The organism is Paenibacillus sp. 05T425 (genome assembly GCF_056396205.1).
The window spans coordinates 109,363-135,904 of record NZ_JBFTLA010000002.1 but is presented as its reverse complement, the minus strand read 5'-3'; the positions used below and the strand labels follow the sequence as shown (position 1 = coordinate 135,904).

22 protein-coding genes are annotated in these 26,542 nt (G+C 48.4%); 7 read left to right on the top strand and 15 right to left on the bottom strand.

Going from position 1 to position 26,542, the window contains the following annotated elements:
* Positions 1-55: 55 nt before the first annotated feature.
* The 10 genes from AC1DF0_RS04450 to AC1DF0_RS04405 all read right to left on the bottom strand — a co-directional run bounded on the left by AC1DF0_RS04450 (position 56) and on the right by AC1DF0_RS04405 (position 10,480).
* Positions 56-553, bottom strand: a complete 498-nt coding sequence (locus tag AC1DF0_RS04450) for a DinB family protein (protein WP_477573182.1) — start codon at positions 551-553, stop codon at positions 56-58.
* 129 nt (positions 554-682) lie between these two features.
* Complete coding sequence (locus tag AC1DF0_RS04445) at positions 683-1,114, bottom strand: hypothetical protein (protein WP_442048561.1); 432 nt, start codon at positions 1,112-1,114, stop codon at positions 683-685.
* Positions 1,115-1,124: 10 nt separating this feature from the next.
* Positions 1,125-1,664 (bottom strand): LytTR family DNA-binding domain-containing protein, encoded by a 540-nt coding sequence (locus AC1DF0_RS04440; RefSeq protein WP_442048560.1) that lies wholly within the window; start codon positions 1,662-1,664, stop codon positions 1,125-1,127.
* Between the two features lie 32 nt (positions 1,665-1,696).
* Positions 1,697-2,878 carry a serine hydrolase domain-containing protein gene (locus AC1DF0_RS04435; protein ID WP_477573181.1) on the bottom strand — a complete coding sequence of 394 codons (1,182 nt, stop codon included), beginning with the start codon at positions 2,876-2,878 and terminating at the stop codon, positions 1,697-1,699.
* Between the two features lie 177 nt (positions 2,879-3,055).
* A complete protein-coding gene (locus tag AC1DF0_RS04430) occupies positions 3,056-3,859 on the bottom strand; it encodes a carbohydrate ABC transporter permease (RefSeq protein ID WP_442048558.1) in 804 nt (267 codons plus the stop codon).
* The gene (locus AC1DF0_RS04425) at positions 3,856-4,806 is read right to left on the bottom strand and encodes a carbohydrate ABC transporter permease (RefSeq protein ID WP_442048557.1); all 951 of its coding nucleotides are present in this window, start codon (positions 4,804-4,806) and stop codon (positions 3,856-3,858) included. Before AC1DF0_RS04425 ends, AC1DF0_RS04430 begins: the two co-directional genes overlap by 4 nt.
* Before the next feature lie 24 nt (positions 4,807-4,830).
* Entirely contained in the window at positions 4,831-6,177 is a 1,347-nt protein-coding gene (locus AC1DF0_RS04420) for an ABC transporter substrate-binding protein (protein ID WP_477573180.1), read from the bottom strand.
* Between the two features lie 113 nt (positions 6,178-6,290).
* Positions 6,291-8,033 (bottom strand): sensor histidine kinase, encoded by a 1,743-nt coding sequence (locus AC1DF0_RS04415; RefSeq protein WP_477573179.1) that lies wholly within the window; start codon positions 8,031-8,033, stop codon positions 6,291-6,293.
* 7 nt (positions 8,034-8,040) lie between these two features.
* Positions 8,041-9,597: a response regulator transcription factor gene (locus tag AC1DF0_RS04410; RefSeq protein WP_477573178.1), complete on the bottom strand. Its 1,557-nt coding sequence runs from the start codon at positions 9,595-9,597 to the stop codon at positions 8,041-8,043.
* A 136-nt stretch (positions 9,598-9,733) separates the two neighbouring features.
* Positions 9,734-10,480: a glycoside hydrolase family 16 protein gene (locus AC1DF0_RS04405; protein WP_477573177.1), complete on the bottom strand. Its 747-nt coding sequence runs from the start codon at positions 10,478-10,480 to the stop codon at positions 9,734-9,736.
* Between the two features lie 150 nt (positions 10,481-10,630).
* Here AC1DF0_RS04405 and AC1DF0_RS04400 point away from each other — a divergent pair, with 150 nt between their 5' ends.
* The 6 genes from AC1DF0_RS04400 (at position 10,631) to AC1DF0_RS04375 (ending at position 20,933) form a co-directional block, all read left to right on the top strand.
* Entirely contained in the window at positions 10,631-11,527 is an 897-nt protein-coding gene (locus tag AC1DF0_RS04400) for an ABC transporter permease (RefSeq protein ID WP_442048552.1), read from the top strand.
* 18 nt (positions 11,528-11,545) lie between these two features.
* The gene (locus AC1DF0_RS04395) at positions 11,546-12,430 is read left to right on the top strand and encodes a carbohydrate ABC transporter permease (RefSeq protein WP_442048551.1); all 885 of its coding nucleotides are present in this window, start codon (positions 11,546-11,548) and stop codon (positions 12,428-12,430) included.
* A gap of 37 nt (positions 12,431-12,467) precedes the next feature.
* Complete coding sequence (locus tag AC1DF0_RS04390) at positions 12,468-14,129, top strand: extracellular solute-binding protein (protein WP_477573176.1); 1,662 nt, start codon at positions 12,468-12,470, stop codon at positions 14,127-14,129.
* Between the two features lie 113 nt (positions 14,130-14,242).
* A complete protein-coding gene (locus tag AC1DF0_RS04385) occupies positions 14,243-16,081 on the top strand; it encodes a sensor histidine kinase (RefSeq protein WP_477573175.1) in 1,839 nt (612 codons plus the stop codon).
* A 2-nt stretch (positions 16,082-16,083) separates the two neighbouring features.
* A complete protein-coding gene (locus AC1DF0_RS04380; protein WP_477573174.1) occupies positions 16,084-17,655 on the top strand; it encodes a response regulator transcription factor in 1,572 nt (523 codons plus the stop codon).
* A gap of 650 nt (positions 17,656-18,305) precedes the next feature.
* Positions 18,306-20,933, top strand: a complete 2,628-nt coding sequence (locus tag AC1DF0_RS04375) for a family 16 glycosylhydrolase (protein WP_477573173.1) — start codon at positions 18,306-18,308, stop codon at positions 20,931-20,933.
* A gap of 69 nt (positions 20,934-21,002) precedes the next feature.
* Here the strand turns inward: AC1DF0_RS04375 and AC1DF0_RS04370 are convergent, their stop codons facing one another.
* The 5 genes from AC1DF0_RS04370 to AC1DF0_RS04350 all read right to left on the bottom strand — a co-directional run bounded on the left by AC1DF0_RS04370 (position 21,003) and on the right by AC1DF0_RS04350 (position 26,035).
* Entirely contained in the window at positions 21,003-21,728 is a 726-nt protein-coding gene (locus AC1DF0_RS04370; RefSeq protein ID WP_477573172.1) for a 3-ketoacyl-ACP reductase, read from the bottom strand.
* 67 nt (positions 21,729-21,795) lie between these two features.
* A complete protein-coding gene (locus AC1DF0_RS04365) occupies positions 21,796-22,491 on the bottom strand; it encodes a Na-translocating system protein MpsC family protein (protein ID WP_477573171.1) in 696 nt (231 codons plus the stop codon).
* A gap of 295 nt (positions 22,492-22,786) precedes the next feature.
* Positions 22,787-24,337, bottom strand: coding sequence for an ATP-binding protein (locus AC1DF0_RS04360; protein ID WP_477573170.1), 1,551 nt, complete (start codon positions 24,335-24,337; stop codon positions 22,787-22,789).
* A 110-nt stretch (positions 24,338-24,447) separates the two neighbouring features.
* A complete protein-coding gene (locus AC1DF0_RS04355; RefSeq protein WP_477573169.1) occupies positions 24,448-25,149 on the bottom strand; it encodes a Na-translocating system protein MpsC family protein in 702 nt (233 codons plus the stop codon).
* Positions 25,150-25,675: 526 nt separating this feature from the next.
* On the bottom strand, positions 25,676-26,035 hold the full coding sequence (locus tag AC1DF0_RS04350) for a winged helix-turn-helix transcriptional regulator (protein ID WP_477573168.1): 360 nt from the start codon (positions 26,033-26,035) through the stop codon (positions 25,676-25,678).
* Positions 26,036-26,180: 145 nt separating this feature from the next.
* On the opposite strand from AC1DF0_RS04350, the gene AC1DF0_RS04345 reads away from it, so the two are divergent.
* A complete protein-coding gene (locus AC1DF0_RS04345; RefSeq protein WP_477573167.1) occupies positions 26,181-26,534 on the top strand; it encodes a DoxX family protein in 354 nt (117 codons plus the stop codon).
* Positions 26,535-26,542: the final 8 nt, after the last annotated feature.

Here is a 26,542-nt window from a genome sequence, read left to right as displayed (position 1 = left end):
ATTTTTTAATAGAACGATATAACCTGTCACTTCCAATAGTTTCATTGTAATGAATTTAGATTAAGGGAGCTATCCCTTTCTCGATCCAAGAATCGTAAGTCGGGCCGTAGACATCAGGCAATTGAAGACCGGCCTGGCGCATGAGAACGGTCATTTGTCCGCGATGATGCGATTGGTGCATGATCGTATAACGAAGGGAGCTTCCGTTAGGCCAAGCTTCCTCGTAAATCATAACCGATTCGCGCAACGTTTCGTCATTCCACTGCGTTCGAACCGCATGCAGCAGATCGTTGCTAATCCGCCGGTACTCCGAGGCTATAATCGCAGCGGTAGTCGGAGCCTCTTCGCCTCCGGAGGGAGCATCGAACTTCAGCCCCAACGTTGTCATGAAGTGCAGCGAACGAACCAGATGCCAGGCAATTTGTCCAAGCGTGCGTCGACCTTCAATAACCTCCTGTCCTAGCGAATCATCTGTAAGTACATCCAGCACGCTAGCGGTTAATTCGGCCTCGCTAGTCCACTCCGTCGCAAAATCTTCTACTCTTACAAACATTTTTCATTCCTCCATTCCATTATTGGCTTGAGCACCATAAGCATACAAAAAAACCACTGACAGCTACGGTCAGTAGTTTTTTCCTTGGCAAAACAAATGTTGAAGCGCTTTTCGGTTCAGAGACATCGCTTATTTATCTTTAATCAACGCCTTATAGGTTTTCAATTTAGCTTGAGCGCGTCGATACATCATATAGTCAAATAGGTTTGCTATACATATAATGCCAAGAACGGTCAACAATATGGGCATGAATTGCGCCTTATTCTCTACTTCATCACTTGTGATCATGATTAAAGATCCCATAATGAATGTCGTAACGATTAATGCAATCAAGTTGTTAATAAAGAAGTAGGTTCGAACTTTCGCCATGCTGATGGGGAGTATGGAGGTCACCCACTCTGTTATAAAACCAATAATAAAACCTATGCTTCCGCTAGCCAATACCGCCAAAACTTTATAAGAAAATAGCATATCCGCGCGGTCATAAAACAGCAGTATACCGCCGATGAAGAGACCAAGAAAAAAGGACTTTATAATATTTTCTAAATTAATTTTCTCCATCTTGGTTCTCCTATATTTTGAGTGTGTTTCTAAGCTTTTTTGAGAACATTTTTGATACTTCCAGCTCAGCGTTATTATCCATTCGAAGAACGTATCTGGAGTTAAACCAAGGGATAATTTCTTTGACGTGCAGCAAATTAATGAGCTGAGATTTGTTGATTCGTATAAATCCTTTCACTGCCCACATGTTCTCATAATACTGCAACGTTTCCTTGATACTGTAACGATTAGACCTTGTATAGGCCATCAGACCATCAGCACCCGCTTCTACATATAAAACATCCCTTGGTTCTATAACCGCATATTTATTTTCGCTAAAGCCTGTAAGAGTATTCGTCAAATGGATATCTTCTCGTACGCCGGAGACCAAAAGCTTAACAACATCCATATAATCAATGGCATCGAAAACAACACTAGTCTTTCCGCTTGGTATATCATAGCCTTGTTCAACGAGTACCAAATCACTGTCATGGATAATGTCGATTTGGTATTTGGATAATTCTTGTTTCAACTTTTCATACACTTTATTTGAACACAATAGTTGAACCATCCTGTGTCTCCTAATGACAGCTTTTGAATTGTTTACTCAACTATCATCCTATCATAAATCATTCTTATTTTTACCAATTCTTCTATACCTTTTTGCGCAAAATCAAGCGAGCCAAAATTAGCAATAAAAAAGGTGTCCTTTTCTTTGTCGTATAATACATACGTTCCTGTAGCTCCGACACCTCCATACACATCTGTCATGGTGCCTAGCAGAAATGATAACTCGCTAAAGTCGAAATACATCATGCCCATACCGTAATAAATACCCTTTTCATAACGATGATTGAAGTCAGTCATCTGTCCGTACGCTTCATCAGACAGTAAAGAACCATTTTCTAAAGCCTTCATGAACACTAACAGATCATCCATAGTGGTTACGACACCGCCGCCTGCCCAGTCAACCGACAATGCGTTCTTCTCGCTTAAATCAATATCATCTAAATAAATTCCAAGTATATCCGCCGGTTCGTCCTGATAAAACATTAAATAGCTATCATTCATGCCCAAAGGCTCAAATATGGTTTCTTCTAAAATGGCCGAATAAGGTTTACCCTCGATTGCCTCCAAAATAAGTCCAAGCAGAATATAGCCCGTATCCGAATAATAAAATTGTTGTCCCGGTTGTCCGACAGGCTCCTGGTTTTCTCTAGTGAACGCAATCAAATCTATTGGAGTAAATGAAAGATCAGGATTAGATCTTATCATTTCCAAGATAGGTTTCCCGCTTCTGACCGGACCTTCGAAATAATCGCCTACGCCTGATGTATGACTCAGCAAGTGTCTCAATGTTACCTGATCGCTGTATTCTATGCCGTCTATCACGAATAATCCTTTAAGGATATCATCACCCAGCCAAGTATTGATTTTGTCGTCATAGTTGATTTTCCCGTCGTCAACTAGCGTGCCATAGACAGCAGCTAACATCGTTTTGCCGACGCTCGCTGAATGATATGGACTATCAGCTTGAACGGGCTGATCCGAGCTGTGATTTTTAGTACCCACGGCAAATTGTTCCGAGTAGCCTGTTTTACCGGAGGAAATGGTCAAAAGCACGCTGGATAACGAAGCGTTTTTCTCCAGCACTTTGGTCAAGTGTTTCTCGATTTTTTCATTAACGGCCTCTTTGGATATCGGCCTATTCATTATAGTTAATACACCAAATCCAATCGCAACCAAGAGGATTACACCAACCAATACTCTGATGGCTATCTTCATATGGACCACCTTTCGCTTCATGTACTTTTCATACATTAATCTAATCGGTAGGTTCAAATTTAGAAACGCTTTGCCTCTAAGCGGTCATAATTCAAGGGTAAGACGGCTTTTTGACGGTCTAACGATGCAAGGTTCCAGAAACAAAAAATAGGGGCGGCTTTCGCCACCCCACTTTCATTAGCCTTTGACCGCGCCAGCCGTCAGCCCTTTCATGAACGTCTTTGATCCGAGAATGAACAGAATCAACACGGGAACCGTCGTCATCGTCAAAGCGGTCATCCGCGCAGCATAGTCGGTACGGTGCACGATGCCCAAGTTCGAGATAAAGATCGGAAGCGTATACCACTCGGACTTATTGATCGTGACGAGAGGCAGCAAATAGTTATTCCATGACCACAGGAACACCAAGATGGCGAGCGTTGCGAGCCCCGGCTTCATGATCGGCATCACGACCCGGAAGAAGATGCCCGGCTCTGAGCAGCCGTCAATGCGCGCGCATTCCAGCAAATCGTTTGGGATCGAGTCGCGCATGAACTGGATCATGAAGAACGCCCCGAACGGGAACGCCGCCCAGACGAGAATGACGGGCCAAAGCGTATTTCCGACGCCGAGATGTCTCATCTCAATGATATAGCCGATCAATCCGACTTGGGTCGGCACCATCATCGTAATAATAACGAACGTCTGAAGCCATTTACGACCGCGGAATTCGAACTTCGCTACCGCGTAGCCGATCAACGTGCTGGTCAGCGTTGCCAGAACGACGGAAGCAACGGATACGATTAAGCTATTCCCGTAGACGTGAAGGAAGTCCGCCTGGAGTACGGTCTTCAGGTTCTCTCCCAAATGATTGCCCGGAAGAATAGGAATCCCCTTGAACAGATCCTCGTTGTAATGCGTCCCCATGACGATCATGATATAGAACGGGAATAGCGAGAGCAGAGAAATAACGACCAGGAAGAACCACATGACCGCTTTCATCGTTTATCCTCCTTCGGTGCCGTCAATCGATAGCTTAGTATAGAGAAAAGAACAATCAACATGAACAGCGAGTAGGCAATCGCAGAAGCGTAGCCGAAACGCGTATTAGAAATGAATGATTCATCCACGAATTTCCAAATCATTGTAAGAGCCGTATTATCAGGACCGCCCACTTGTGCGGAGCCCGACCATCCGCCGTATAGCAGCTTCGGTTCGTCGAACAATTGCAATCCGCCGATGACGGACGTGACGACGAGAAACACGATAATATTGCGCAGCAAAGGCATCGTAATTTTACGGAACGTATGCAGCCCCGTAGAACCATCGACCTTGGCCGCTTCGTATACGTCTTGCGGTATGACCGTCATACCGGCCATGAAAATAATCATGAAATAGCCGAGATTGCGCCATATTACCATAAGAGCGATAATCGCCCTGGATCCCCACGGATCCTGAAGCCAGTAGAAACCTTCTTCCAATAGGTTGAACTTCGTCAGAAGCAGATTTACGAGACCCGTCTGCCAATCGAACAGGTATGAGAAAATAAAGCCAATCGCTACCGGTGTCGTGATATAAGGCAGCACGTTGATCGTCTGGAAGAACCTCTTGCCGCGCGTCAGATGGAATGTCCAATAAGCCAGCGTGAGCCCCACAATCAAGGTCAGCGGTATGAACATAAGCATCATGAGCAGCGTGTTCCACAAGGACTTAATGAACAACGGATCGTTCGTCCAAAGCTGTACATAGTTTTTGAAGCCGATAAACGTTTTGTCGCCTATGCCGTTCCAGTCATGCAGACTGAGCACGAAAGAGTAGATAACTGGATACAATTGAAACGCCGCATAGGTCAGCACGAACGGCAGAGCGAAAATATAGGGCCACATACGTGGCCCCCATCTGCGTTTGCTGGATGCGGCGGAAGCTGTGTTCATACGTTCCGCTTTCACGATCATCCCTCGTTTTCCCGATTTTTACTTGACGCTCGCGTCAGACGCTTTGTTTTTCGTTTCCTGAATGAACTTCTCCAGCGCGGAATCGGCGGTAACCGATCCGTCCTTCATCCACAGCGGGTACAGAGCGTTGAACACGGAATCCACGACGGAATCGTACTTGGACTGCGCCTCGCCTTTCATATCCGGAACGATGTTCTCGACGAAATATTTCGCGAGGTTCTGTCCGCCGAAGAACTCGTCGTAAGGTCCCGGCGCATCGATAAGCGCTTTTTGGGTTTCGTAAAACGACTTCGTGCTGGTCATGTTGCCGAACGTCTTGAAGTTATAAGCAGAGCCTTCGTCGGACAAGTATGCGAACTGAATGAACGCCCACGCGGCTTCCTTGGCTTTGCTGTCTTTGTAGATGCCGATTGCCGTTCCGCCGCGCGTGAATCCGCCTTCCGGCGCTTTCACGAGACCCCAACGGCCGGAACCGTCCGGATCGTTAGCAGAGATATGCCATTTCGCTCCCCATGGCGCCATCGGATAGAACATGAACTCGCCCTTCGCCATGGAAGCAGACCAAGCCGGCGTCCACAATTCGTTCTTGCCGAGAATGCCGGCGTCGCGCATCTCGAACAGCTTATTCAACGGTCCTTGCAGCTTGCTCGTCAGATCAATCTCGTTGCCGTTAACGTAGGAAACGAAGTTCTGACCTTTCAAGGCAATATAGGCATCTCCCAGACCTGGGAACATCAGCACCTTGCCGGCGCTCTTGTCCTTCAGTTCTTTGCCTTTAGCGATGAAGTCATCCCATGTAGAGATCAATTTCTCGATTTCGGCCGGATCGTCCGTACCCCAATATTGTTTTGCCAGATCCCTCCGGTAAGCGAACCCCGCAGGCGTAAGCGATTGATCCACGGCGATGACTTCGCCCTTCGCATTGGAGACGTATGGCACGACATAATCGATAATCGAGCTCTTATCGAAGTTGTACGGCGCCGCCTCTAGGTTATCGAGAACGCCAAGGTCGAACAGCTTGCCGCGGTAGGCCGACTCGCCAAGAATAACGTCCGGTACGTCGGCACCCGAAGCGATACCGCTCTGAAGCTTCTGCAGGTAATCGTTAGGATTAACGACAGTTACTTCGACTTTGATATTCGGATATTTTTTGTTGAATTCGGCGATCATGCCCTTCTGGAACGCTTCGTCCCAATCCCACACTTTAACGGTTCCGCTAAGCTGCGTCGGATCCGTATTCTCCGTAGCCGGCGGAGATGCTTCGTTGCCCTTATTGTTGTTGCCGCCGCAGGCTGCGAGCATTCCGGTCAGCATAAGCAGCGATACGAAACCGCACACCCATTTGGCTAGCTTATTGTTGTTCACGCTGGTGAGTCCCCCCAATAAAAAATGTTGTAAGTGCTTTCACCGTTATCGTACCCCAAGCCCCTGCCAGACGGTAATCGGTCAAAACGGCGATTTTGTATAAAATCCGGCGATCATTTCGATTTCCCATCCCGATTGTCCATGGGCAGCCGTATCCGTACAAGCGTACCCCGTCCCTGTTCGCTGAACACTTCAAGGCGTGCGGAAGCACCGAAATGCGAGTTCAGACGCTCTTGTATATTGGACAAGCCTATTCCTCTCGTATGCCCCGGCCCTTCGGCACGCATTTTCCACCCATCCTCAGGCACGATCATCCCTTGGCCGTCGTCTTCAACCTCCAGGCAGAGCTGTTCGCCCGCTCGGTAAGCTCGAATGACGATCATGCCTTCCTCTCGATCCGAAGGGATGATACCGTGAACGATTGCGTTCTCGACGAGCGGCTGCAGCGCCATCCGGGGAACCGATCGGTCGAGCAATGCTTCATCTACCTCCMAGACGAGACGGAATCGTCCCGGATACCGGGTATGCTGAATGATTGCGTATTGGTCGACGATCCGCTTTTCTTCCGACAGAGGCCCGCGCATGGTTCCTTCCCCTGTCTTGATCGTATTCTGCAAGAGCGAGATCAGCGCCTGCGTCACTTCCGCCGCCTCTGCCCCCCGATTGGCATGGGACAAGTAAATGACCGTGTTCAAGGAGTTATACAGGAAATGCGGATTGATCTGAGCCATCAGAAGGTCAATCTGCATTTGCCGTTTCATGGCCTCGTTGCGCACAGAGGTTTCCATCAGGCTCTTCAGGTCTTCGACCATTCGATTAAAGCCTGTACCCAGAATTTCCAGTTCATCACCGCTGCGGATTTGAACACTGGTCCCTAGATCCCCGACAGCCACCCGCTTCATAGCGTTCGTCAGCCGGATCAGCGGCTTCGTCAGGCTGACGATAATAGGAAGCATGACAATAAGCGTCACGATAATACCGGTAATAATAATGATGATATAGAAAAAGAATACGCGGTTGATTTTCTCGAATAGCTTATTCTTGGACAGCAAGGCCGCTTGTTTCCACCCTTGGCTCATCGCATCATCGGTCAACACGATTCTCCGGTCATCTTCCGCGAACGATCCGCCGGAATGCAGCGCTTCGGCCATAAACGACCAGTCCGAGTCCGATAGCGTATCATTTGCGGCAAGCAGCAACGCATCCGATCCGCTGTACAGCTCGATCTGCTCGAAGTCACGGGAGCTTTGCAAAAAGACGTTCGCCAGCTCGGAGTAGGCGATGTCGATGACAAGATAGCTATCCTCGACCTCGTCTTGTCCAATCGGACGGTACTTGAGCACATAGCTGAACACCTGCCTGTTACCGCTGATGAAGAAGAAAGGATGCGGCTCACTGTACCCGGCACGCGATTCTTTTATTTTCACGAACCAGTCTTTCTTCAGATACTCGGAGAAATATTCTTCGTATCCACTGAAATTCGAGTAGGTGTCACGATTCGGCGGCGCGATCACGACGTTCAAGATGAAATTGCTGAGCGCCACGAACCGTCCGAGCTTCTCCTGCACCGCTTGCTTGCGGAAATAATTTTCCTCGATATCCTCGCTCGCCGGTGCGTAGATCAACTTGGTCAGCTCTTCGTCGGATACGATGTACTCCGCCGTCTTCATGACCTGTTCTTGGATTTTCTTAAGCTGGAACGAAGCCTGCGCCAGCTTCGTCCGACTATCCTTGATCGATTGCTCGCGGATAATATCCTTGGCGTAATCATAGATGAAGAAACCGCTAAGGATAAGCGAGAAAGAAACGACGAGCACAGTGCTTGCTATAATCTTGGTGCGTATCTTCATGCGCATTATTCGATCACCTGCGCTTCTCCATGTATTCGAGCGGGGTCATGCCCGTCGCCTTGCGAAACACTTGGCTGAAATATTGTCCATTGCGGAAACCAACCCGGTCGGCGATCTCATATACCTTGAGACTGCCTTCGTCCAGCAGCTGCTTGGCTTTGTCCATCCGAATATCCGTGAGCCGGTCGAGTATCGTCTTCCCGGTCTCATCCTTGAATAAATGGCGGAAGTGATCCCGACTGATCCCAAGCTGGCGCGCGATCGCATCCGCGTCAAGATCGGGATCGCCGTAATGCTTCTCCATATGCTCCAGCGCCTGGCGGACTTTGCGGGATACTGCGGGTTGCCCGGATTCCGCGGCTGCAATCGCGTTAACCTCCGACAGGATCCAAGCTTGAATGCCCGTCAGCGAACTCCAATCAACCGCCTCGTGAGCACCGACTATCCAAGCCTCCGCTAGGGACGGCAGTCCGCTTGCTAGTCGACTGCGATTCAATACTGCTGCCAATTGCTTGCATAGATCGGCTAAGCCGCTTGCATCCTTAGCTTCTGAAGCTTCCGCGAACATAGCCGACACCTCCTTGGCCGTGTCCTCGTATCTTTTGTCCCCCAACAGCTCTCTCACCTTCGCTAAGCTGTCGCTCCAATCCCATTGCGAGCGCACCTTCGCTTCTTCACGCCGAAGATCGTTTAATCGGAATAGATGACGCGGGCCGTAGAAGATCGCCTGCGTCAGCCACTGCAACGCTTCAGACAGCTTCTCCGGCACGTCCGCCCGGTTCAGTAGGCCGTACGCTGTCGCCATTGACACGGGATGACCGGTCAATTGCTCCATCGTCCGTCTAGCTTCCACTGCCTTCTCCTCCAGCAGCTCCCGCATCTTATTTTCTCCCCTGCTTCTATGATCCCCGTATATCAAAACAAAGTTGCTCTCGAGAAACCGCACGGACACCAATAGGTCCGCATTTCCCTCGTCCGGCCATTCAGCCGGGAATCCGGGGGCGTCCGGCATTATGTCTGGCAACAGCGGAATGTTCCGATCGATCTCCAGCACTAGCAAATGCAGCCGATCGAACTGCTCGCCGAGGCCGGCCGTTGCCGTCTTCCACTGCTCGTCCGACATGGGGCGACCGCCCAGCCAGTCGATGAGCAGCTTACCCCGGTCGTTTTTTCTAAGTCGCCTAGCGGCCTCGATTTCTTCTCTTAGTCCCCCGAGCTCGCGTCTGACCACGTCCGCATTCATCTCATGCTTGACCCAATAATTTGATACGCCCAGCTTTAAAGCTTCTTTCGCGTACTCGAATTCCTTATAAGACGTGAGCAGCACGATCTTCAGGACGATCCCCTCAGCGAGCAGCTCCCTGCTAAGCGCGAGCCCGTCCATTCCGGGCATGACAATATCCATGATGACTAAGTCGGGACGGTATTCCCGCGCCAATCGAATGACCTGAGAAGGCTTGCTCGTCTCGCAAATGATCTCATAGCCGAGACTCTGCCAAGAGATCAGCTTGCGCATATGCTCGATCGCGAGCACCTCATCGTCCACAAGCATCACTTTTACCGGATTCATTCGTATCTTTGCCCCCTCTTTCCTCATATTGCAGCACCCTATCACAAACAAAGCAAAAAATCCACAACGCTTCGTGACAAGCGTCCTGGATTCAATTTTTTATTTGGTTCTCCACCGTAATCAATAACTTAATTCATTAGCTTTCGTACAACCAAATCCCCGCTATCGTCATGACCGCCGGCAGCGCTTCTTCATCCACCGCCACCTGGTCATACCAGCCGCCCACGGCAAGATTGAGCAACACATAAAACGGCTCGTCGAAAGGCATAACGCCCGGCTCCTGTCGTCGCTCCGCGTAGCAATGTCCGTCGACCAGCCACCGGATTGAAACGGCATTCCATTCCAGCGCGTAATCTCGGAATTCGTTGATTGTTCCGTTTTGGAGCTGATAGGAGAACTCCTCGACAACTTTATGGTCCCAATCCTTCCCGTAATGCAGCGTTCCGGATACTTGGCCGGGCAGACGGCCTTTGGCCTCCATGATATCGATCTCCCCGGATGCAGGCCATGGGCCGTAAGCCTGGTGCTGCGGAAGCAGCCAAATAGCTGGCCATAGCCCTTGACCGACAGGCAGCTTCGCCCGCACGACCAGCTTACCGTAACAATAGGAAAGATGATCCTTCGTGTCCAATCGGGCCGAGGTATACGCAAATGACCGCCCGTCCGACTCAATGTCTTCTCGGCACGCGCACAGGTTTAAGCCGTATTCATCGATATATAGGTTACTAGCATGATCCGTATAAAACTGCTGTTCCCCGTTCCCCCACCCCGGCATGATCGGATTGCCATCATTATCGAGCAAATCGTTGCCAAGGCGAATATTCCATGCGCTTAAATCGGCATTGCCGTTCGCAAAATCTTGGTGCCATATTAACTTGTTCATCCCTTGCACACTCCTCCCATTTAACCACAGCATACTGAATTTTAGCTCCCGGTCAAACAAATCTAAAATAATGGGATAGGGTCAAAAATGGTGGCCTTTTTTTCCTATGCCCAATTTCTTACGATGAAAAGGAAAGGAGGCTAAAGAGAAATGAAAACGTTTTTTCGGCAGTGGCAATTGCAAAGCATGGTCATTCCAGGCATTGTCTGGATGGTAATCTTTTGTTATATCCCGATGTTTTGGCTCATTATCGCCTTTATGGACTTCAGCATCGCGAAGCCTATGCTTCAATCACCCTTTGTCGGGCTGAAGCATTTTGAGGATTTCATGACGGACGATCGTTTTTGGCGCTCGATCCGCAATACGCTCGGGATGAGCGCCATCAAGCTGCTGCTCGGCTTTCCCATCCCGATTCTATTTGCTCTAATGCTTAATGAGATACGCAATATTCGGTTTAAGCGTACCGTACAAACCATATCGTACCTGCCGCACTTTATTGCCTGGACGATATTTGGCGGCATCATGCTCAATTGGCTGGGCGAGGGCGGCGTTATCAACCAGCTTATGCTGGCACTGGGATTGCAGGATCGCGAAATCCTGTTCAATAGCGATCCGAAGTACTTCTGGTGGATTACCTATTTCTCCGACACGCTGAAGGAAACCGGCTGGAGTGCTATCATCTACATTGCTGCCATAGCCGGCATTGACCCGGGACTGTACGAAGCGGCGGAGCTGGACGGCGCAAACCGCTGGCAGCGGATGTGGCATATTACCGTACAGAGCATACGCCCTACCATCGCCATATTGTTCATTCTCGCTGTCAGCGGCATACTCGGCAGCAACTTCGAGCAAATCTTTATGCTTAAGAACAACATGAACATGAAGATGGCAGAGAGCCTGGACTTGTACATTTATAACATGGGTTTAGTATCCGGACGTCATTCCTTCTCGACAGCCGTCCTGTTTGTCCGCTCTATCGTTGCGCTGGGGCTATTGTTGCTAGCCAATTACACATCCAAAAAACTAACCGGCGACAGCATTTTCTAAAGGGAGGGGGACAAATACATGGATAGACGAAGAAGGTTGCGACAAATCGGACTGTTCGAGGTCATCAATACGTTGCTGATGCTGGCGATTTGCTTTACGACGCTGTATCCGATGTGGTTTGTATTCATCAACTCGCTTAATGCGCCGGAGCAGGCCACGCTCGGCACGGTCAATTGGTTCCCTAAGGAAATGTCGCTGGCCAGTTACAGTGTCGTGTTTAATGATAAAAGCATGATGAACGGTTTCTACATTACGACGCTGCGCACAGTCATTGGAACAGCGGTTCATGTATTGTTTACCGCTATAGTGGCTTATGGATTGAGCAAGTCCAATCTGATCGGCCGCAAGGTGTATATGAAGATTGCCTTAATTACAATGCTCTTCTCCGGCGGTCTGATTCCCACGTTTCTTCTCATGACGAAGCTGGGCCTATATGATAGCTTTTGGGTATTCATCATTCCTGCCATGTATTCTTTTTTCAATATGGTTATATTTATGAGCTTCTTCCGCACCATTCCCGACAGCCTGGAGGAATCCGCGAAGGTGGACGGCGCTTCGGATTACGGCGTTCTGTTCCGTATCGTATTGCCTAACAGCATGGCCGTTATTGCGACCATAGCGCTTTTCTCAGCCGTCTATCATTGGAACGATTATTACCAAGGGGTCATTTATATCCGCTCGCAGGACCAGTTGCCGTTGCAAACGCTTCTGTACAAGATTGTTGCAGAAAACTCCATGTCTTTCATGCAGCAGCAAGCGATGGCCCAATTCGGCGCAAGGCTGCCCGGCAACTCCATCAAGTTCGCATCCATGATGGTGGCGACGCTCCCTATTCTAGTGTTCTACCCCTTTATTCAGCGCTATCTCGTCAAAGGCGTAATGATCGGCGCGATTAAAGGATGAAAAAATACAGCTATCGAAAAGAAAGGGTTGATTACGTATGAAAAAAGGGATGGTCGTAACACTGGCAATCATTTTGGCATTGATCATGGCCGCATGTACCAATTCCGGGGGGAATAACGAAAATACGCCGACATCGCAGCCTGCGGACAACACGAGCACCAATCAACCGGCGACCGACGAAGCCGCGCTGGATCCCAATGTACCCGCATGGCAGCTGGATACCAGCCCTGTCGATTTGACTTGGTTCGTAGGCGCCAACTGGTATGGCCACACTTGGGGAGAAAGCTTGACCTCCAAGTATGTAACGGAGAAAACAGGCGTGAACGTGAAAATCGAAGTGCCTTCCGGCGAAGCGAACGAGCAAATTACACTGATGATGACCTCCGGTCAGTTGCCGGACCTGATCTCGATGGGCTCATGGGAAAGCGCTGTCAAGAAGCTATGGGAAGGCGATCACGTATACGCCTTGAATGAATTGGCCGAGCAGTACGATCCTTACTTCTTCAAGGTAGCGGGCGACGGCACGCTGAAGTGGTATCGTCAACCAAACGGAAATACGTATGGCGTGCCGAACGATTCTTACAGTCCTAATCTGATGCACGAAACCGGTATGACGGCTGCCAACCAAACCTTTTTGGTACGGAAAGATCTGTACGAGGAAATGGGTAAGCCAGACTTGAGCACGCCGGATGGCTTCCTGAATGCACTGCAACTCATAAAGGATAAGTATTCTGAGTATAAAGGCCAGCCGATTAGTCCCTTCTTCGCGCAGGGGAATGTCCCTTATGGCATGACCGAGTATTTGCAAAACCTGCTCGCCGTTCCGCATGAGAAAGACGGCAAAGTATACGACCGCTTAACCGATCCCGATTATATCGCTTGGTTGAAAACGTTCCGTACCGCTTACGAGCGCGGACTCATTAATGTCGATTTCCTAGTCGATTCCGATACGCAGGTGGAGGAAAAAACGAACAACGCACGTTATTTCATGATGGTTCGCGAGTGGACCGGCATGACGGCCGTCAACCCTATGCTGGCGGCGAGCGCAAACCCGGATTCTTATTACATCGCAGTGGATGGACCGCAGAACGCCAATGGCGACAGCGCCAAGCTGTTCCCGGGCAACATGGACGGCTGGATGGTTACGATGATCAGCAAATCGACGAAAAACCCTGAACGCGCCATCCGTTTCTTGAGCTATCTAGCTAGCGAAGAAGGCCAAAAGGATCTATTCCTCGGCAAAGAAGGCGAGACATGGGACTCGGCAAGCGGCAATCCGAAGCTGAAGCCGGAAATGGTGCAATTGCTTGAAACCGACATTGCGAAGATGGAGAAGGATTATGGCATTCTGGATACGTACTGGATGATGCGTAACCCTGTTATCGTCAACCAATGGAGACCGGAGAAAGCTCCCGTCATCAAGCAAATGGAGGACTTCGCCAACGCGCAGGCCGATATCGACAGCGGCATCTACAAAGGCTTGGATCCGCTGGGCGATTCCGATGTCGCGGTAGCTTGGGCGCGCATCTCTCAGAATTGGGAGGAAACGCTGCCTGAGCTCATTACCGCCAAAGACGAAGCAGCCTTCGACAAAGTCTTCAACAGCTTCCTTGAGCGCCGCACAAGCTACGGTTTTGACCAAGTAGTGGAACACCGTCAGACCGAGCTGGATGCTCGCAAAGCCAAAATGGCCGAATAATAATACTCGTTTCTGGATTATGCCAGCCACCCCCATGGTGGCTGGTATTCCTGGTTTTCTACCAGCCGCCTTGTAATATATGGTATATTACAGTGGTGGGGAGGGCATTTTCAATGAAGGATCTGCTGAACAAGATGAGAAAGCTTTACCGCAATTCCCGCATCTCTCAAAAGCTGTTTTTAGCCTTTAGCGTGATGTTTGCCATCCCTGCCATTTTGGTATCTTTTTTATTTATACGAACGCAGGAAATCCAGCTGTACAAAGACGCAATGACCGCCGGAAGCAGCCATGTTTCACGGTTAAACGATCAGTTGCGCAGCAGAATGGAGATGCTTGAAAACGCTTCCTCGACTGCGCTGACGCAAAAAGCATTCGTCGATTTTATTCACTCCAATATGCGCGGGGATGGCCTTCGTCTTGTGAAGTTCAGGCAAAATGAATACGAACAGATGCATAACATTATCCAAAGCTATGAGATGATCAGCGAGCTCAGCTTTTATGTCGATAATCCGAACGTGCATGAAATATGGCCCGAAATTTATCATTATGACAAGTTTTGGCCTCAGGACTACTGGGTGACCCTCCGGGAAGAAGGCGGAGCGGCATACCGCTTATTTGCTTTTAAGGATGGCGATCATACGTTGTCCTACTATCGGCTGGTGCGCCTTCAAGGTCAACAGCAGCAATTTCCGACCATTATGGAAGTTCGCGCTCAGCATAACGAGGTTTTTGGGGATATGCTGGACGAGAGCGGAGGAGACTTCTTTTCCGTCGTCGTTGACGGAACCAACCCTTCCAAGTACGTATACAATCCCGAGCATGAATTTGCTCTTAACGCCGGCGAGGACTTAGGCCAAATCATTGACCATATCCATCGGCAGCTCGATGTGCTGCAGCAGGAAATTCCCGTCAAAGTTACTTTCGGGGACCATACCTACTACGCGCTGTACCGGTACATTGCACCGCTCAACGCTTACGTGGTGGATATCGCCTCCCATGAGGAGCTAATGAAAGGCCCGCGCAGCTGGTATGCGCTTGTTGTTGCGATTACCTTGTGCGTGCTGCTGCTCATTATGCTGCTCGTATCGCATACGACAAGGCGCATGTTACGCCGATTGGACAGCGTAATTACCTCTATGCGCCAAGTGCGCAAGGGTCAACTCGATGCGAAGATTCATACTGGTCTGGATGATAATGAAACGGGCGACGAGATCGACGAAGTAGCCGTCAGCTATAACAACATGCTGGATGAGATCAAGACGCTCATGACGCAGGTCGTAGATAAGCAGTTAATTGCCAAAAACGCGCAGCTGCACTCGCTGCATTCGCAAATTAATTCGCACTTCTTGTATAACGCGCTGGAATCCATCCGTATGCACGCGGAGGTTCAGCGGCAGCCCGCCATCGCCGACGCACTCGTATCGTTAGGGGCGCAATTGCGCTACAGCATGCAGTGGCGCAGCGATACCGTCGCACTTAGCGAGGAGCTGGCCAACATCCAAAGCTATATTGGATTTATCAACTTTATGGAGGGCGGCAGCATTGTTTTGACGGCGGATCTGCCTCCGGAGGTGCTTCGATACGCCATTCCGAAAATGTGCATGCAGCCAATCGTCGAAAATGCCGTTCGTCACGCCGCGCCTCCGGGAAGCTCTTTTAATATCCAAATTACCGTTTCGGTGGAGGACGACAGCGTGCTGCTGATCGAGATCCGAGATGACGGCGCAGGTGTCGAGCCAGACATTCTAGCCAGCCTGCAAGCTGCGCTGCAAGACGACTCGGATACGCCGATCGTTGCCAGCAAGAATGGACTCGGCTTGGAAAACGTCCATAAGCGGCTGCAGCTTCATTATGGCAAGGGCTGCGGTCTTTGGATTGACAGCGTACAAGGTGCCTATACGTGCGTAACGATACGTTTGCCTTGGGAAAATGTGAATCTTGGAGGGTGGTAGGCATGATTAATATTTTGATTGTGGATGATCAAAAGCATATACGAGACGGCCTGCAAGCCATGATAAGCCAATTTCCTCTGCCGCTTGACAACCTTTACTGTGCCGCGAACGGAATCGAGGCGCTGGAACTATTGCGTCAACACAGCATTCAGCTGGTCATTACTGATATTATGATGCCGGATATGGATGGACTGGCGCTCATGGCGCAGACCAAACAAGAACACATCAAGGCGGATTTCCTGATCATTAGCGGTTACAGCGATTTTGCCTATGCCCAGAAAGCTATTGGACTCGGAGCCAAGGGTTATCTGCTTAAGCCTGTGAAACGAGAGGATCTGCAAGCCTCGATCGAGCATGTATGGCAGGAGATACTAACACGGCAGACGCTCTCGTTGAATATGGAGCATATCTCCCGCCGCGCTCAGGAAACGGACCGCAAAGAGCTCGTCATGTTTATGCAAGGCGCGGCCAGCGATGAAGCATGGGTGCTTCAAACCGAACAGCAAAATCGAGAGCTTTGGAACAACTACCGTCTATGCCTGCTTCGCGAGGAGAAGTGGATTAACCAACCGGGGGCCAGCAGTGCCCATAGCATGGAATCCATTGCCTATCGCGTGTATGGCGGCTTAGGATGTATATGCCTGCAGCATCGCCCGTACCTCATCCTCGCGGTTGATGCAGCCGTAGATACGGGAGCTTTGTCTCCCGCGCTTAAGGCAGGACAGATTGATGCCGTCGCAGCTATTACCGAACCACAGCATGGATTGAAGGAGCTTCCCGGCAGCTATACGCAAGTGCTGGAGCTACATCGCCACAGTTACCTGTTTCCTGACAAACGTTGCATTCAAAAAGTTCACATTGCACGGTTGGAGCAGCAGTGGCAGCTTCCCTATGAAGAACTTTATGCGCTGTTCCAATTAATCGGCGACAAAAATAGCGGCATGATCACCCAAGGCGTTTCCATGCTCTTTCACAAAGATGTGCTGCAACGCTATCATATCCGCTACACGCAGCAGCTATGTCGCGCCGTCGTTCAGATGCTGGAGGAATACGAGCGGGTAATTCGCCCCTACATGGGTGAGGAGGCGCTGGATATGGAATGCCTGCGTAATCCGTTCGACTACCCGGGCATTCGCGATTATATTCAGGCGCTGCAGCAGCAACTGCTTCGATTGAACCAGTTTTATTACGAATATAAGTGCAGCTACCGCAACTCCCAGGACTTAAACGAAGCGATCCGCTATATACACGAAAGTTATCATAAGCCGTTGGACCTCGCGATGGTATCCAACCACGTATCGCTGAATTACGCTTATTTCTCGAACCTGTTCAAAAAAAATATCGGTAAAGGCTTTGCCGAATACCTGCGCGATGTGCGCCTGGATAAAGCGCGACGGCTCCTCGCCGAAACCGAGCATAAAATCGTCGAGGTAGCTACTATGGTCGGGTATGAGAACTACAAAAGCTTTACGCGCGCATTTCGCGAAGTGATGAACATGCAGCCAACGGAGTACCGGCAGCTGATGCGCCAGAAGGCGGAAAGAGAAAGAAGCTATCAGGACTGGGCGCGTTAAATCGTTTAATCCGAAAATAAGAAGAAACCCATGCGTTAAGAACGCTGGGTTTCTAAGATTAGCAAACTCCATCCCGACTAGGGATGGAGTTTGCTTTGCTTGTATTATGCGATTAGCGTCCACACTCCCGCTTTGCCCGGATTTTCTCCTTTTGTCCACCATTTCGCTTCGTCATGCTTCGTTTATTTTTCAACCAACAATAACCATAGTTAAAATGATAAAGAAAATGTTTCCTGTATTTAGTCCTACATTGAGACAAGCTGAAGTTATCCGGAACCACGAGAAGCATGCGTATCCATTATCCTATCTTCGCCGTCTCCTGCATCCATGGTCCGCCCTTCAACCCTGCCAAAGTTCCTTCGCAGATTACTTCAGTCCCAGCCTAATAGCTAAATAGCAGTTACATTATTTACCGAATTTTAAAGCGCGAATATTACAAAATTGAGCAAGCGATCAGTCTCGGCACATGCCGGTATCATGATCATAGGCAAAAGCCAAAAAATTGGGTCATAACAAAAACAAATGTACCTATTCATAGGATTGTTCAATTCGATAGAATAAAGGTGTTCTCCTATGTAAGCGGTTACCTTTGTGCGCACACTGGACCGAAATACTTGGAGAATCCATTATTCTATTAAAGGAGGACAATTATGAAGCGAATTTACCATACGGAGAAGAGGTTAAAGCAGAAGGTACTCAGTTTGTTCTTAGCGGTGGCCATGATGGCTAGTGTCGGGCTATTGCCAACTTCCACGATCCAAAGGGTCGAGGCAGCAGGAACAACCGTTACCTCCATGGCTTATTTCTCATCGGCAGACGGTCCTGTCATTTCCAAATCAGGGGTTGGGCAAGCCAGCTACGGGTTTGTCATGCCGATCTTCAACGGGGGCGCTGCTACTTGGAACGACGTGTCGGGTGACGTAGGCGTCAAGGTCAAGGTAAGCGGCAGCTGGGTCGATATCGACAGTGTCAGCGGCTATGTCTACAACCAAAACTGGGGACACTGGAGCGACGGCGGCGCGAACGGTTATTGGTTTACTCTCTCCGCAACGACCGAGATCCAGCTATATTCCAAGGCGAACGGGGTTACGCTGAATTACACGCTTGTCTTTCAGAACATAAACACGACAACCATTACAGCCATGACGCCTACGCAAGGGCCTCAGCTTACAGCTGGTTTTACGGGCGGCGCAGGCTTTACTTATCCGACCTTTAATAACAATCCGGCAATACCTTATGCGGCCGTGGCTGCTGATCTGAAGGTGTCCGTCAAACCGGTCAACAGCAGCACATGGATTGATATTAACAACAATGCAGCCAGCGGCTGGATCTATGACAGCAACTTCGGCCAATTCACCGAAGGCGGCGGCGGCTACTGGTTTACCGTAACAGAGTCCATCAACGTCAAGTTAGAATCGAAAACCTCCTCAGCTAACGTCGTATATACGATCACCTTCAATCAACCTGTCAGAAACTCCTATGTCATTACTCCTTATGATGGAACGACCTATACAGCAGACGCAAGCGGCGTGATCGGCATACCGCTGCCTAAGATCGATGGGGGCGCACCAATAGGCACCGAGCTTGGAAACTTCGTCTACCAGATTAACGTGGCCGGCCAATGGGTAGCGATGAACAATTCCAGTCAAAGCGGATTTGTCTACGCCGGTAATGGCTACAACAACATGTCCGATGCCAATCAGTGGGGATATTGGGCCGATTACATCTACGGGCTCTGGTTCCAACCCATCCAAGAGGATATCCAAATCCGGATCGGCTATCCGTTGAACGGGCAGGCAGGCGGAAGCGTCGGCAACAACTACGTCACCTATACCTTTATCGGCAATCCCGATGCTCCGCGTCCGGATGTAACCGATCAAGAGGATATTACAATCGGAACGCCAAGCGATCCTGCCGTCAGCGGCATGAATCTCATTTGGCAGGATGAATTTAGCGGAACAGCGCTCGACACGAACAAATGGAATTATGAACAAGGCTATTACATCGGTAACGATCCCAATAGCTGGGGTTGGGGCAACGCGGAGCTGCAGCACTATACGAACAGCACGCAAAATGTATTCGTACAGGACGGCAAGCTGAATATTAAAGCTTTGAACGATCCAAAATCATTCCCGCAGGACCCAAGCCGGTATGCACAGTACTCCTCCGGCAAGATTAACACCAAGGATCATTTATCGTTCCAGTACGGAAGAGTGGACATTCGTGCCAAGCTGCCAACAGGCAATGGCGTCTGGCCTGCGCTGTGGATGCTTCCGGAAGATTCCGTGTACGGTGCATGGGCAGCATCCGGCGAGATTGATATTATGGAAGCCAAAGGACGTTTGCCCGGCACGACGAGCGGCGCCGTACATTTTGGAGGACAATGGCCAGTGAATCGGTATATCGCCGGCGAATATCACTTCCCGCAAGGCCAAACCTTCGCCAATGATTATCATGTGTATTCGATGATCTGGGAAGAGGATGATGTGAAGTGGTACGTGGATGGCAAGTTCTTCTTTAAAGTAAGCAAGGAGCAATGGTATTCCGTAGCTGCGCCGAACAATCCGAACGCACCGTTCGATCAGCCTTTCTACCTCATTATGAATCTAGCGATCGGCGGGCACTTTGACGGCGGCCTGTCCCCGGACCCAGCCGATATCCCTGCAACGATGCTCGTCGATTATGTACGTGTCTATAAAGAAGGCAGCGGCGAAAATCCTGGCAACGTATCGGTTACCGGCGTAACGTTGAATCAGACTGCTGCACAGGTGGAAGTCGGACAGAGCGTCCAGCTAAGCGCCAGCGTGGCACCGTCTAACGCAACAAATACGCAGGTTACTTGGTCCTCTTCTAACAGCAGCGTCGCTTCCGTGAATCAGAGCGGCTTAGTGACTGGACTCGCTCCGGGCACAGCAACCGTTACAGTTACGACGGCAGACGGCAACAAAACTGCCACTTCAACCATCACGGTCGTTTCGCCGCCGACCACCGTTATCGTTATCGGCGATGCCGTGCGCGGTCTGAAGAAAACAGGCAATAACCTTCTGTTCTATGTGAATGGCGCGACCTTTGCCGATTTGCACTATAAAGTGAATAACGGCGGCCAGCTGAACGTAGCTATGACCACTACAGGGAACGGCAACTATACTTACCCTGTAAATAACCTGCAATACGGAGATACCGTCGAGTACTTCTTCACGTATAATCCGGGGCAAGGGGCACTGGATACAGCTTGGCAGACGTATGTCCATGGGGTAACGCAAGGGACTCCGGAGTAAATATCCAACAAAGAATAGTCCCCGACCTTCTCACCGGTCGGGGACTATTTTTACTATAATGCTACATACTTAATACGGATTCGTCGCGATAAAGCTTGCCGTTTTCACGTAAATGCGCGGATTGAGCCTCAACTGATTAACGATGAATTCAGCAATATCTTCCGGCTGCATAAACTTTGAATCATTGTTTTCTTTAATCAGGTTCAAGTCCAGCGCCAGATCTGTTGCAACCGTACTTGGGTTTAGAGCGGATACGCGAATATTGTTGCGACGAACTTCTTGCGCGAGCGATTCCGTAAAACCAATCACCGCGAACTTCGATGCGCTGTAGGCGCTTGAAGTGGCTGCTCCGCTTAATCCGCTAGTTGAGGAAATATTGATAATATCTCCGCCATTTTTTTCGATTAATTGCGGCAGCACCGCACGCGTTACATAGTAGGTGCCGAGCAAATTCGTATCAATTATACGTCTCCATTCTTCCGGGTCCATCTCCAATACCGTACCAAATGTCGCAATTCCCGCATTATTGATCAAAATGTCTGCGTAACCTAAATTATTTTTTATGCCTTCAACCGCTGCTTCTACTTGTTCTTTCGATGAAACATCAGCAGTTGCATAGGCTGCTTTGACGCCTAGTCCTTCCAATTCAGCGGCAACTTGTTGTAGAGCCGTTTCATTTCTTGCAATTAGACCGACGTTTACTCCTTCTTGTGCCAATGCAATCGCCGTTGCTTTGCCGATACCTCTTGCCGCACCGGTTACAATTGCTACTTTACCCTTTAATGAATGCGCCATTGTAAGCAGCTCCTCTCCATTCTATATTTCCTTATTGATTATACTACGGTGCGAGACGCTTGGGATATTATGCCCTCGGGTTTAATATAAACACGATAACGCTTCTATCCCGCTCTAAATCCCAGTCGACAAACACGTCAACAATTTTCACATTTAGTATTTGCTCCATATGCTTGTTGTCCCTCAAATACTTTTTTTCGAGTTTCTTGATCGCCTGCTTCAAAAGCTCCTCATCTCGAAGACGTATCAATTCTTTGCTAAGATCGATCAGAATACCCGAGCGGACAACGACAATCGTTCTTTTATTGATGATGATGGAATCGATTTGATCCGGTTTTTTTTGAATCCGATGACTCATCCAACCGATCTCGCTATGCAATTCCTCTTTCCCGTCATAATTCCCCTGTGATCCGAATTTAAACGAAGAACCGTCAAATCGATATCCGACCAAAATACCCGAGTGATTATGTAATTCCCAATCATAATAGAACTCCAAATTGTCCATTCCGGTCAGCAGCAGCAAATAAGCCTTTATTTCCGGAATAAGCGACGCCATGACAACATCTCTTGTATGCTCAATGACATGAATTTGTCCTTGGCTCAAAAGTATTTTTTCCGTTGGGGTCAGGAAGTTCCGTAAATAAATGATAATAAATGGATGCTCAACGCTCACATAAATGGCTTGCGGTCCTTTTCCAAAAGCATCCCGGAGCATTTTCCCCATATGGCTTGCTATTTCATTTTGAAAATATTTTTCATTCATAATAATTCCATTCATCCTTGCTCCAGGTAAACACATCATAGCTTCACCCTAATTATTAGGATCGTACGTTTCACCGTGGGTCTATACCCCGAAATCTATCGGCAACAAAAAAAGCCTAAATAAATGTTGCTAGGCAACTTTTATTCAGGCTTATGTCCAGCGCTAACTCTGGCTCATTACGGCCAATTTTGATCGTAATTACGGTTATTGGATATTGTATTGGAAGGGATAAAGGTAAGAGCGTCATATCTGTTACCCACACCTATTTTAATAATATTACGACCATTTAGCAAGGTTAAAGACTGTGAGATTTGGCATATTCCTCAAGGGCTTGTTGCATGGATCCCCTTGTTTCCACCTTATCGTGCAGCACAATGCCTAATTCGACCATCGTATTCGTGATTTCAGGACGTATGCCGGTAATGATGGCTTTGCATCCCTGGATGGCAGTTCCATTCACGATATTGATTAGATGGGACATAATCGCGGCATCCATATAGGCCACACCGGATAAGTCGATAATAATTAGTTTCAGCTTCAGCTGATAGATCCGGTTGAATACGTGTTCCTGTATTTTTTTGGCGCGAAACAAATCCATGTTGCCGACAATCGGAAGTATCGCTATATGGTCGAACAAGGGGATAACCGGAACGGACAGCTCCTCGATGACCTCGCGCTGGGACTGAAGAACCTCGTTTTTATACATGGAATAGCTGGATGCGAAGTGCTTCAGATAGGTGTCCAAATTAAAATTGATTTGCCGCTCCAATTCAAAAAACTGTCGCTGGCTTAATTCGACGTTCTCGTAGTAATGAAAGAGAAAACTCCAGTAGGTCGCGCGCAGCATTTGGATCCATTCCAGCTTTATGATTAAATCCAGTTGATGTCTGGCCCAATTCCTCCCATGCTCCCTGGCATGCGCGATCAGGCCGTGCTCATTCCGGTCATTGAGCAGGAGCACGATCCTGTTCGCCGACTCAAGGATAAATTCGGAATCGATTGCCGATGATTTAATCATTTCAAACAGTTCTTTACCCAAGAGCTTAAGCATTTCGAAAAAATCGTCTTGATTGGCCATATAAAAGTCCGAAAAATTCTGATTATTTTCATAATTCAAATTCAAAGGAATCACTCCTGGTTGCATCGCCGTATTCTGTATCGGAATTTGTATCGAAAATTCCGTTCCCGCACCAACCTCGCTTTTGACTCGAATGATCCCGCCATGCTCATAGATCGTCGTGAACACCTGAGTTAATCCCATGCCGGTGCCTTCCACTTTGGACGTATAGAATGGGGTTCCCAGCAAACTTATTTTTTCCTTTGGGATTCCGACGCCCGTATCTGAAACCGTTATCATTAGATGGTTCTCGGAAACTTTATAATGTTTGACGGTAATTGTGCCTGTGCCGGAAATCGCTTCGAAAGCATTTTTCAACAAATTAAATAACGCTTTTTTCAACTGATTCCTTTTCCCGTAAACCCTCGCATCCGTGTCCAAAAACTGCTTATGTATAGCGATTTGGTACGATCTTTCTTGAAAAAGATAAAGGAGGGACTCCAATTCGGAACATAGATTAATAGTGTCGTATGGTTCGTTCTCCAAATCCGGCTTGGAGACATGCAATAAATTTTCCATGGTGGAGATGGCATTCTCGAGCTCCACATAGGCGAAATCCAAATACTTATGCGGCGATTCATGCTTAAGCAGCTGGAGGAATCCTTTTACCGCGGTCAGCGGGTTCTTCACTTCATGGGCAATGCCTGCGGCGATTTGGCCGACGGAAGCCAGCCGGTCCAGTCTAAGATCGGACTCGCTTATGCCATTCGTTTCATTTGACTCGGACAATTATTGTACCTCCCTTAGTTATTGAAATAAAAAAACCTAAATAAAAGCCCCCGTAAGCAAGCTTCTATCTAGGCTTATGTCCAGCGCTGTCTCTGGCTCATTAATACCCTTTATGAAATGGGACTAAGCGCAAAAACGATGACGCTCTTATCCAAATGGAAGTCCCAGTCTACAAACACATCGTTTATTTTCCGATTTAGCATAGGCTCAAGGCGAATGCTGTTATGCAAATGCCTTTTCTCCAAATTTCGCTTCGCCAGCTTTAAATGACCCTCATTGCCGAGACGGATCAGCTCTTTCTCGATGCTGATCAGAATACCGTTGCGGATCACGAGCAGCGTACGGTCATTAAGCAGGCAGGAATACGTTTTTTCCGGAGTTTTTTGCACCATATGGCTAATTTGATCGATTTCCAGCTCTAGCTCTTTCTTCCCGGTATACTCTTCTTGTTTGATGGCTTCTATGTTGTCTTCATCCGACTCAATGCCTACGAATACGCCCGATAAATTATGTAATCCCCAATCGTAATAAAACTCCTGAAAATGGATGCCGGTAAGCAATGACGTATAGGCTTTAATTTCAGGAATAAGCGTCTTCATAAGCAGGTCTCTTGTATGCTGAATGGAATATACTTGGTCCTGCTCAAGAAGAATTTTTTCCGTTGGCGATAATAAGCCCCGCAAGTAGAATACGACAAAAGGCTTGCGAATGCTCACATTGATCGCCTGCGGCCCCTTCCCGAACGACTCGCGAAGCAGTTTACCGACGTGGTTGGCCAGTTCGGATTGGATGGATTTCTCTTGTTCCAACATCGATCATCCTTACATGAGGGCAAAAGCGTCATATCTTCCACCCTAGTTAATTGTACCTATTGTTGGGAAATCGATCAACTATTTTGAAAGAATTCACCTTCCTCATTTTGTCGAAATCAGATCTGCTTTATACATTCCAAATGAAAAAGGGCATTTAATCTGGTGCCATTACCCTGATTTCAGTTCAGCGTTCGTTTCTACAGCAGGAAGCGTGCATCAAGAGTCGAAATAATGGGATAGAGATCACCATCCCTCGGCTTATATTTACCGACCCTATGCAGAAGGAAGGAAAGGAAATGATTGAGATTACAACCGACCTGTTACGCCGATTAATAAATAATCAATTTCCCCAGTGGAGGGATTTAGAGATTGTGCCTGTGGAAAAAAGCGGGCACGATAACCGCACCTATCGGCTAGGAAGGGAAATGACTGTTCGTCTGCCGAGTCATGAACGTAGTGGCTTCCTAGCGACCTTGTGATGGCATGGAACTTTTTTGACGACACAAGTCGCAGCGTTAGTTTTATCCTATTTTTCCTCAGATTCATTCCCTGTACGGTCTACTCCGTATAGTCCATCCATATGCTCCATATGGGCGGCTCCCCAATCGTTCAACGCCTGTAATACCGTGCTTAATCCTTTGCCGTATTGCGATATCGAGTATTCTACTTTCGGAGGGATTTGCTTGTACACCTCGCGATGTACGATATCGTTGTACTCAAGTTCTCTTAATTGTTGGGTAAGCATCTTTTTGTTTATATCCGGTATGGCTCTTTGAAGCTCGCTGAATCTCATTATACCGTTTGAAATAAGCTGAAGCAGAATGACAGGCTTCCATTTTCCTATTAAAATATCCAGCGCCGATTCGAATTTACAATACTCTTTCATTGAACTCCCTCACTCCCCTTTGCTCGGTTAAGGTAACTTTTTATATACCAGGTTTAGATAAAGTGCCTACTTCCTCGAATAGATGACTAGCGCTATTATACCTTTAACGGATAGCGAATAAGTAGTCGGGAGGTTGGCAAAATTCATGAATATCGCGTTATGGATCGTTTCAGGACTTGCAGCATTAGCGTTTATTTACTCAGGATGGTTGAAGGCGTTTCAATATGAAAAAGCCAAAGCGTCATGGGGTTGGGTAAAAGACGTATCCAAAGGGGTCGTCGTGTTTATCGGGTTAGCGGAGTTGATAGGAGCAATTGGTATTATTCTGCCTCAAGCGTTGAATATCGCACCTGTATGGACGCCAATTGCCGCAACCGCACTTGCCGCAGTCGTTCTTTTTGGCGCCCTGCTCCATGTTACACGTAAGGAATATCGTGAAATCGGCGTGAACTTCGTTTTCTTTACTTTAGCCGTAATCGTTGCGATCGGTCGTTTCTAATTCATTCA

Coding starts and splice junctions, on each gene's coding strand:
- AC1DF0_RS04400 (WP_442048552.1), top strand. CDS start 10,631: ATGAAAACGTTTTTTCGGCAGTGGCAATTGCAAAGCATGGTCATTCCA.
- AC1DF0_RS04385 (WP_477573175.1), top strand. CDS start 14,243: ATGAAGGATCTGCTGAACAAGATGAGAAAGCTTTACCGCAATTCCCGC.
- AC1DF0_RS04440 (WP_442048560.1), bottom strand. CDS start 1,664: ATGGTTCAACTATTGTGTTCAAATAAAGTGTATGAAAAGTTGAAACAA.
- AC1DF0_RS04380 (WP_477573174.1), top strand. CDS start 16,084: ATGATTAATATTTTGATTGTGGATGATCAAAAGCATATACGAGACGGC.
- AC1DF0_RS04435 (WP_477573181.1), bottom strand. CDS start 2,878: ATGAAGATAGCCATCAGAGTATTGGTTGGTGTAATCCTCTTGGTTGCG.
- AC1DF0_RS04395 (WP_442048551.1), top strand. CDS start 11,546: ATGGATAGACGAAGAAGGTTGCGACAAATCGGACTGTTCGAGGTCATC.
- AC1DF0_RS04430 (WP_442048558.1), bottom strand. CDS start 3,859: ATGAAAGCGGTCATGTGGTTCTTCCTGGTCGTTATTTCTCTGCTCTCG.
- AC1DF0_RS04410 (WP_477573178.1), bottom strand. CDS start 9,597: ATGAATCCGGTAAAAGTGATGCTTGTGGACGATGAGGTGCTCGCGATC.
- AC1DF0_RS04445 (WP_442048561.1), bottom strand. CDS start 1,114: ATGGAGAAAATTAATTTAGAAAATATTATAAAGTCCTTTTTTCTTGGT.
- AC1DF0_RS04405 (WP_477573177.1), bottom strand. CDS start 10,480: ATGAACAAGTTAATATGGCACCAAGATTTTGCGAACGGCAATGCCGAT.
- AC1DF0_RS04370 (WP_477573172.1), bottom strand. CDS start 21,728: ATGGCGCATTCATTAAAGGGTAAAGTAGCAATTGTAACCGGTGCGGCA.
- AC1DF0_RS04390 (WP_477573176.1), top strand. CDS start 12,468: ATGAAAAAAGGGATGGTCGTAACACTGGCAATCATTTTGGCATTGATC.
- AC1DF0_RS04345 (WP_477573167.1), top strand. CDS start 26,181: ATGAATATCGCGTTATGGATCGTTTCAGGACTTGCAGCATTAGCGTTT.
- AC1DF0_RS04350 (WP_477573168.1), bottom strand. CDS start 26,035: ATGAAAGAGTATTGTAAATTCGAATCGGCGCTGGATATTTTAATAGGA.
- AC1DF0_RS04365 (WP_477573171.1), bottom strand. CDS start 22,491: ATGAATGAAAAATATTTTCAAAATGAAATAGCAAGCCATATGGGGAAA.
- AC1DF0_RS04355 (WP_477573169.1), bottom strand. CDS start 25,149: ATGTTGGAACAAGAGAAATCCATCCAATCCGAACTGGCCAACCACGTC.
- AC1DF0_RS04375 (WP_477573173.1), top strand. CDS start 18,306: ATGAAGCGAATTTACCATACGGAGAAGAGGTTAAAGCAGAAGGTACTC.
- AC1DF0_RS04450 (WP_477573182.1), bottom strand. CDS start 553: ATGTTTGTAAGAGTAGAAGATTTTGCGACGGAGTGGACTAGCGAGGCC.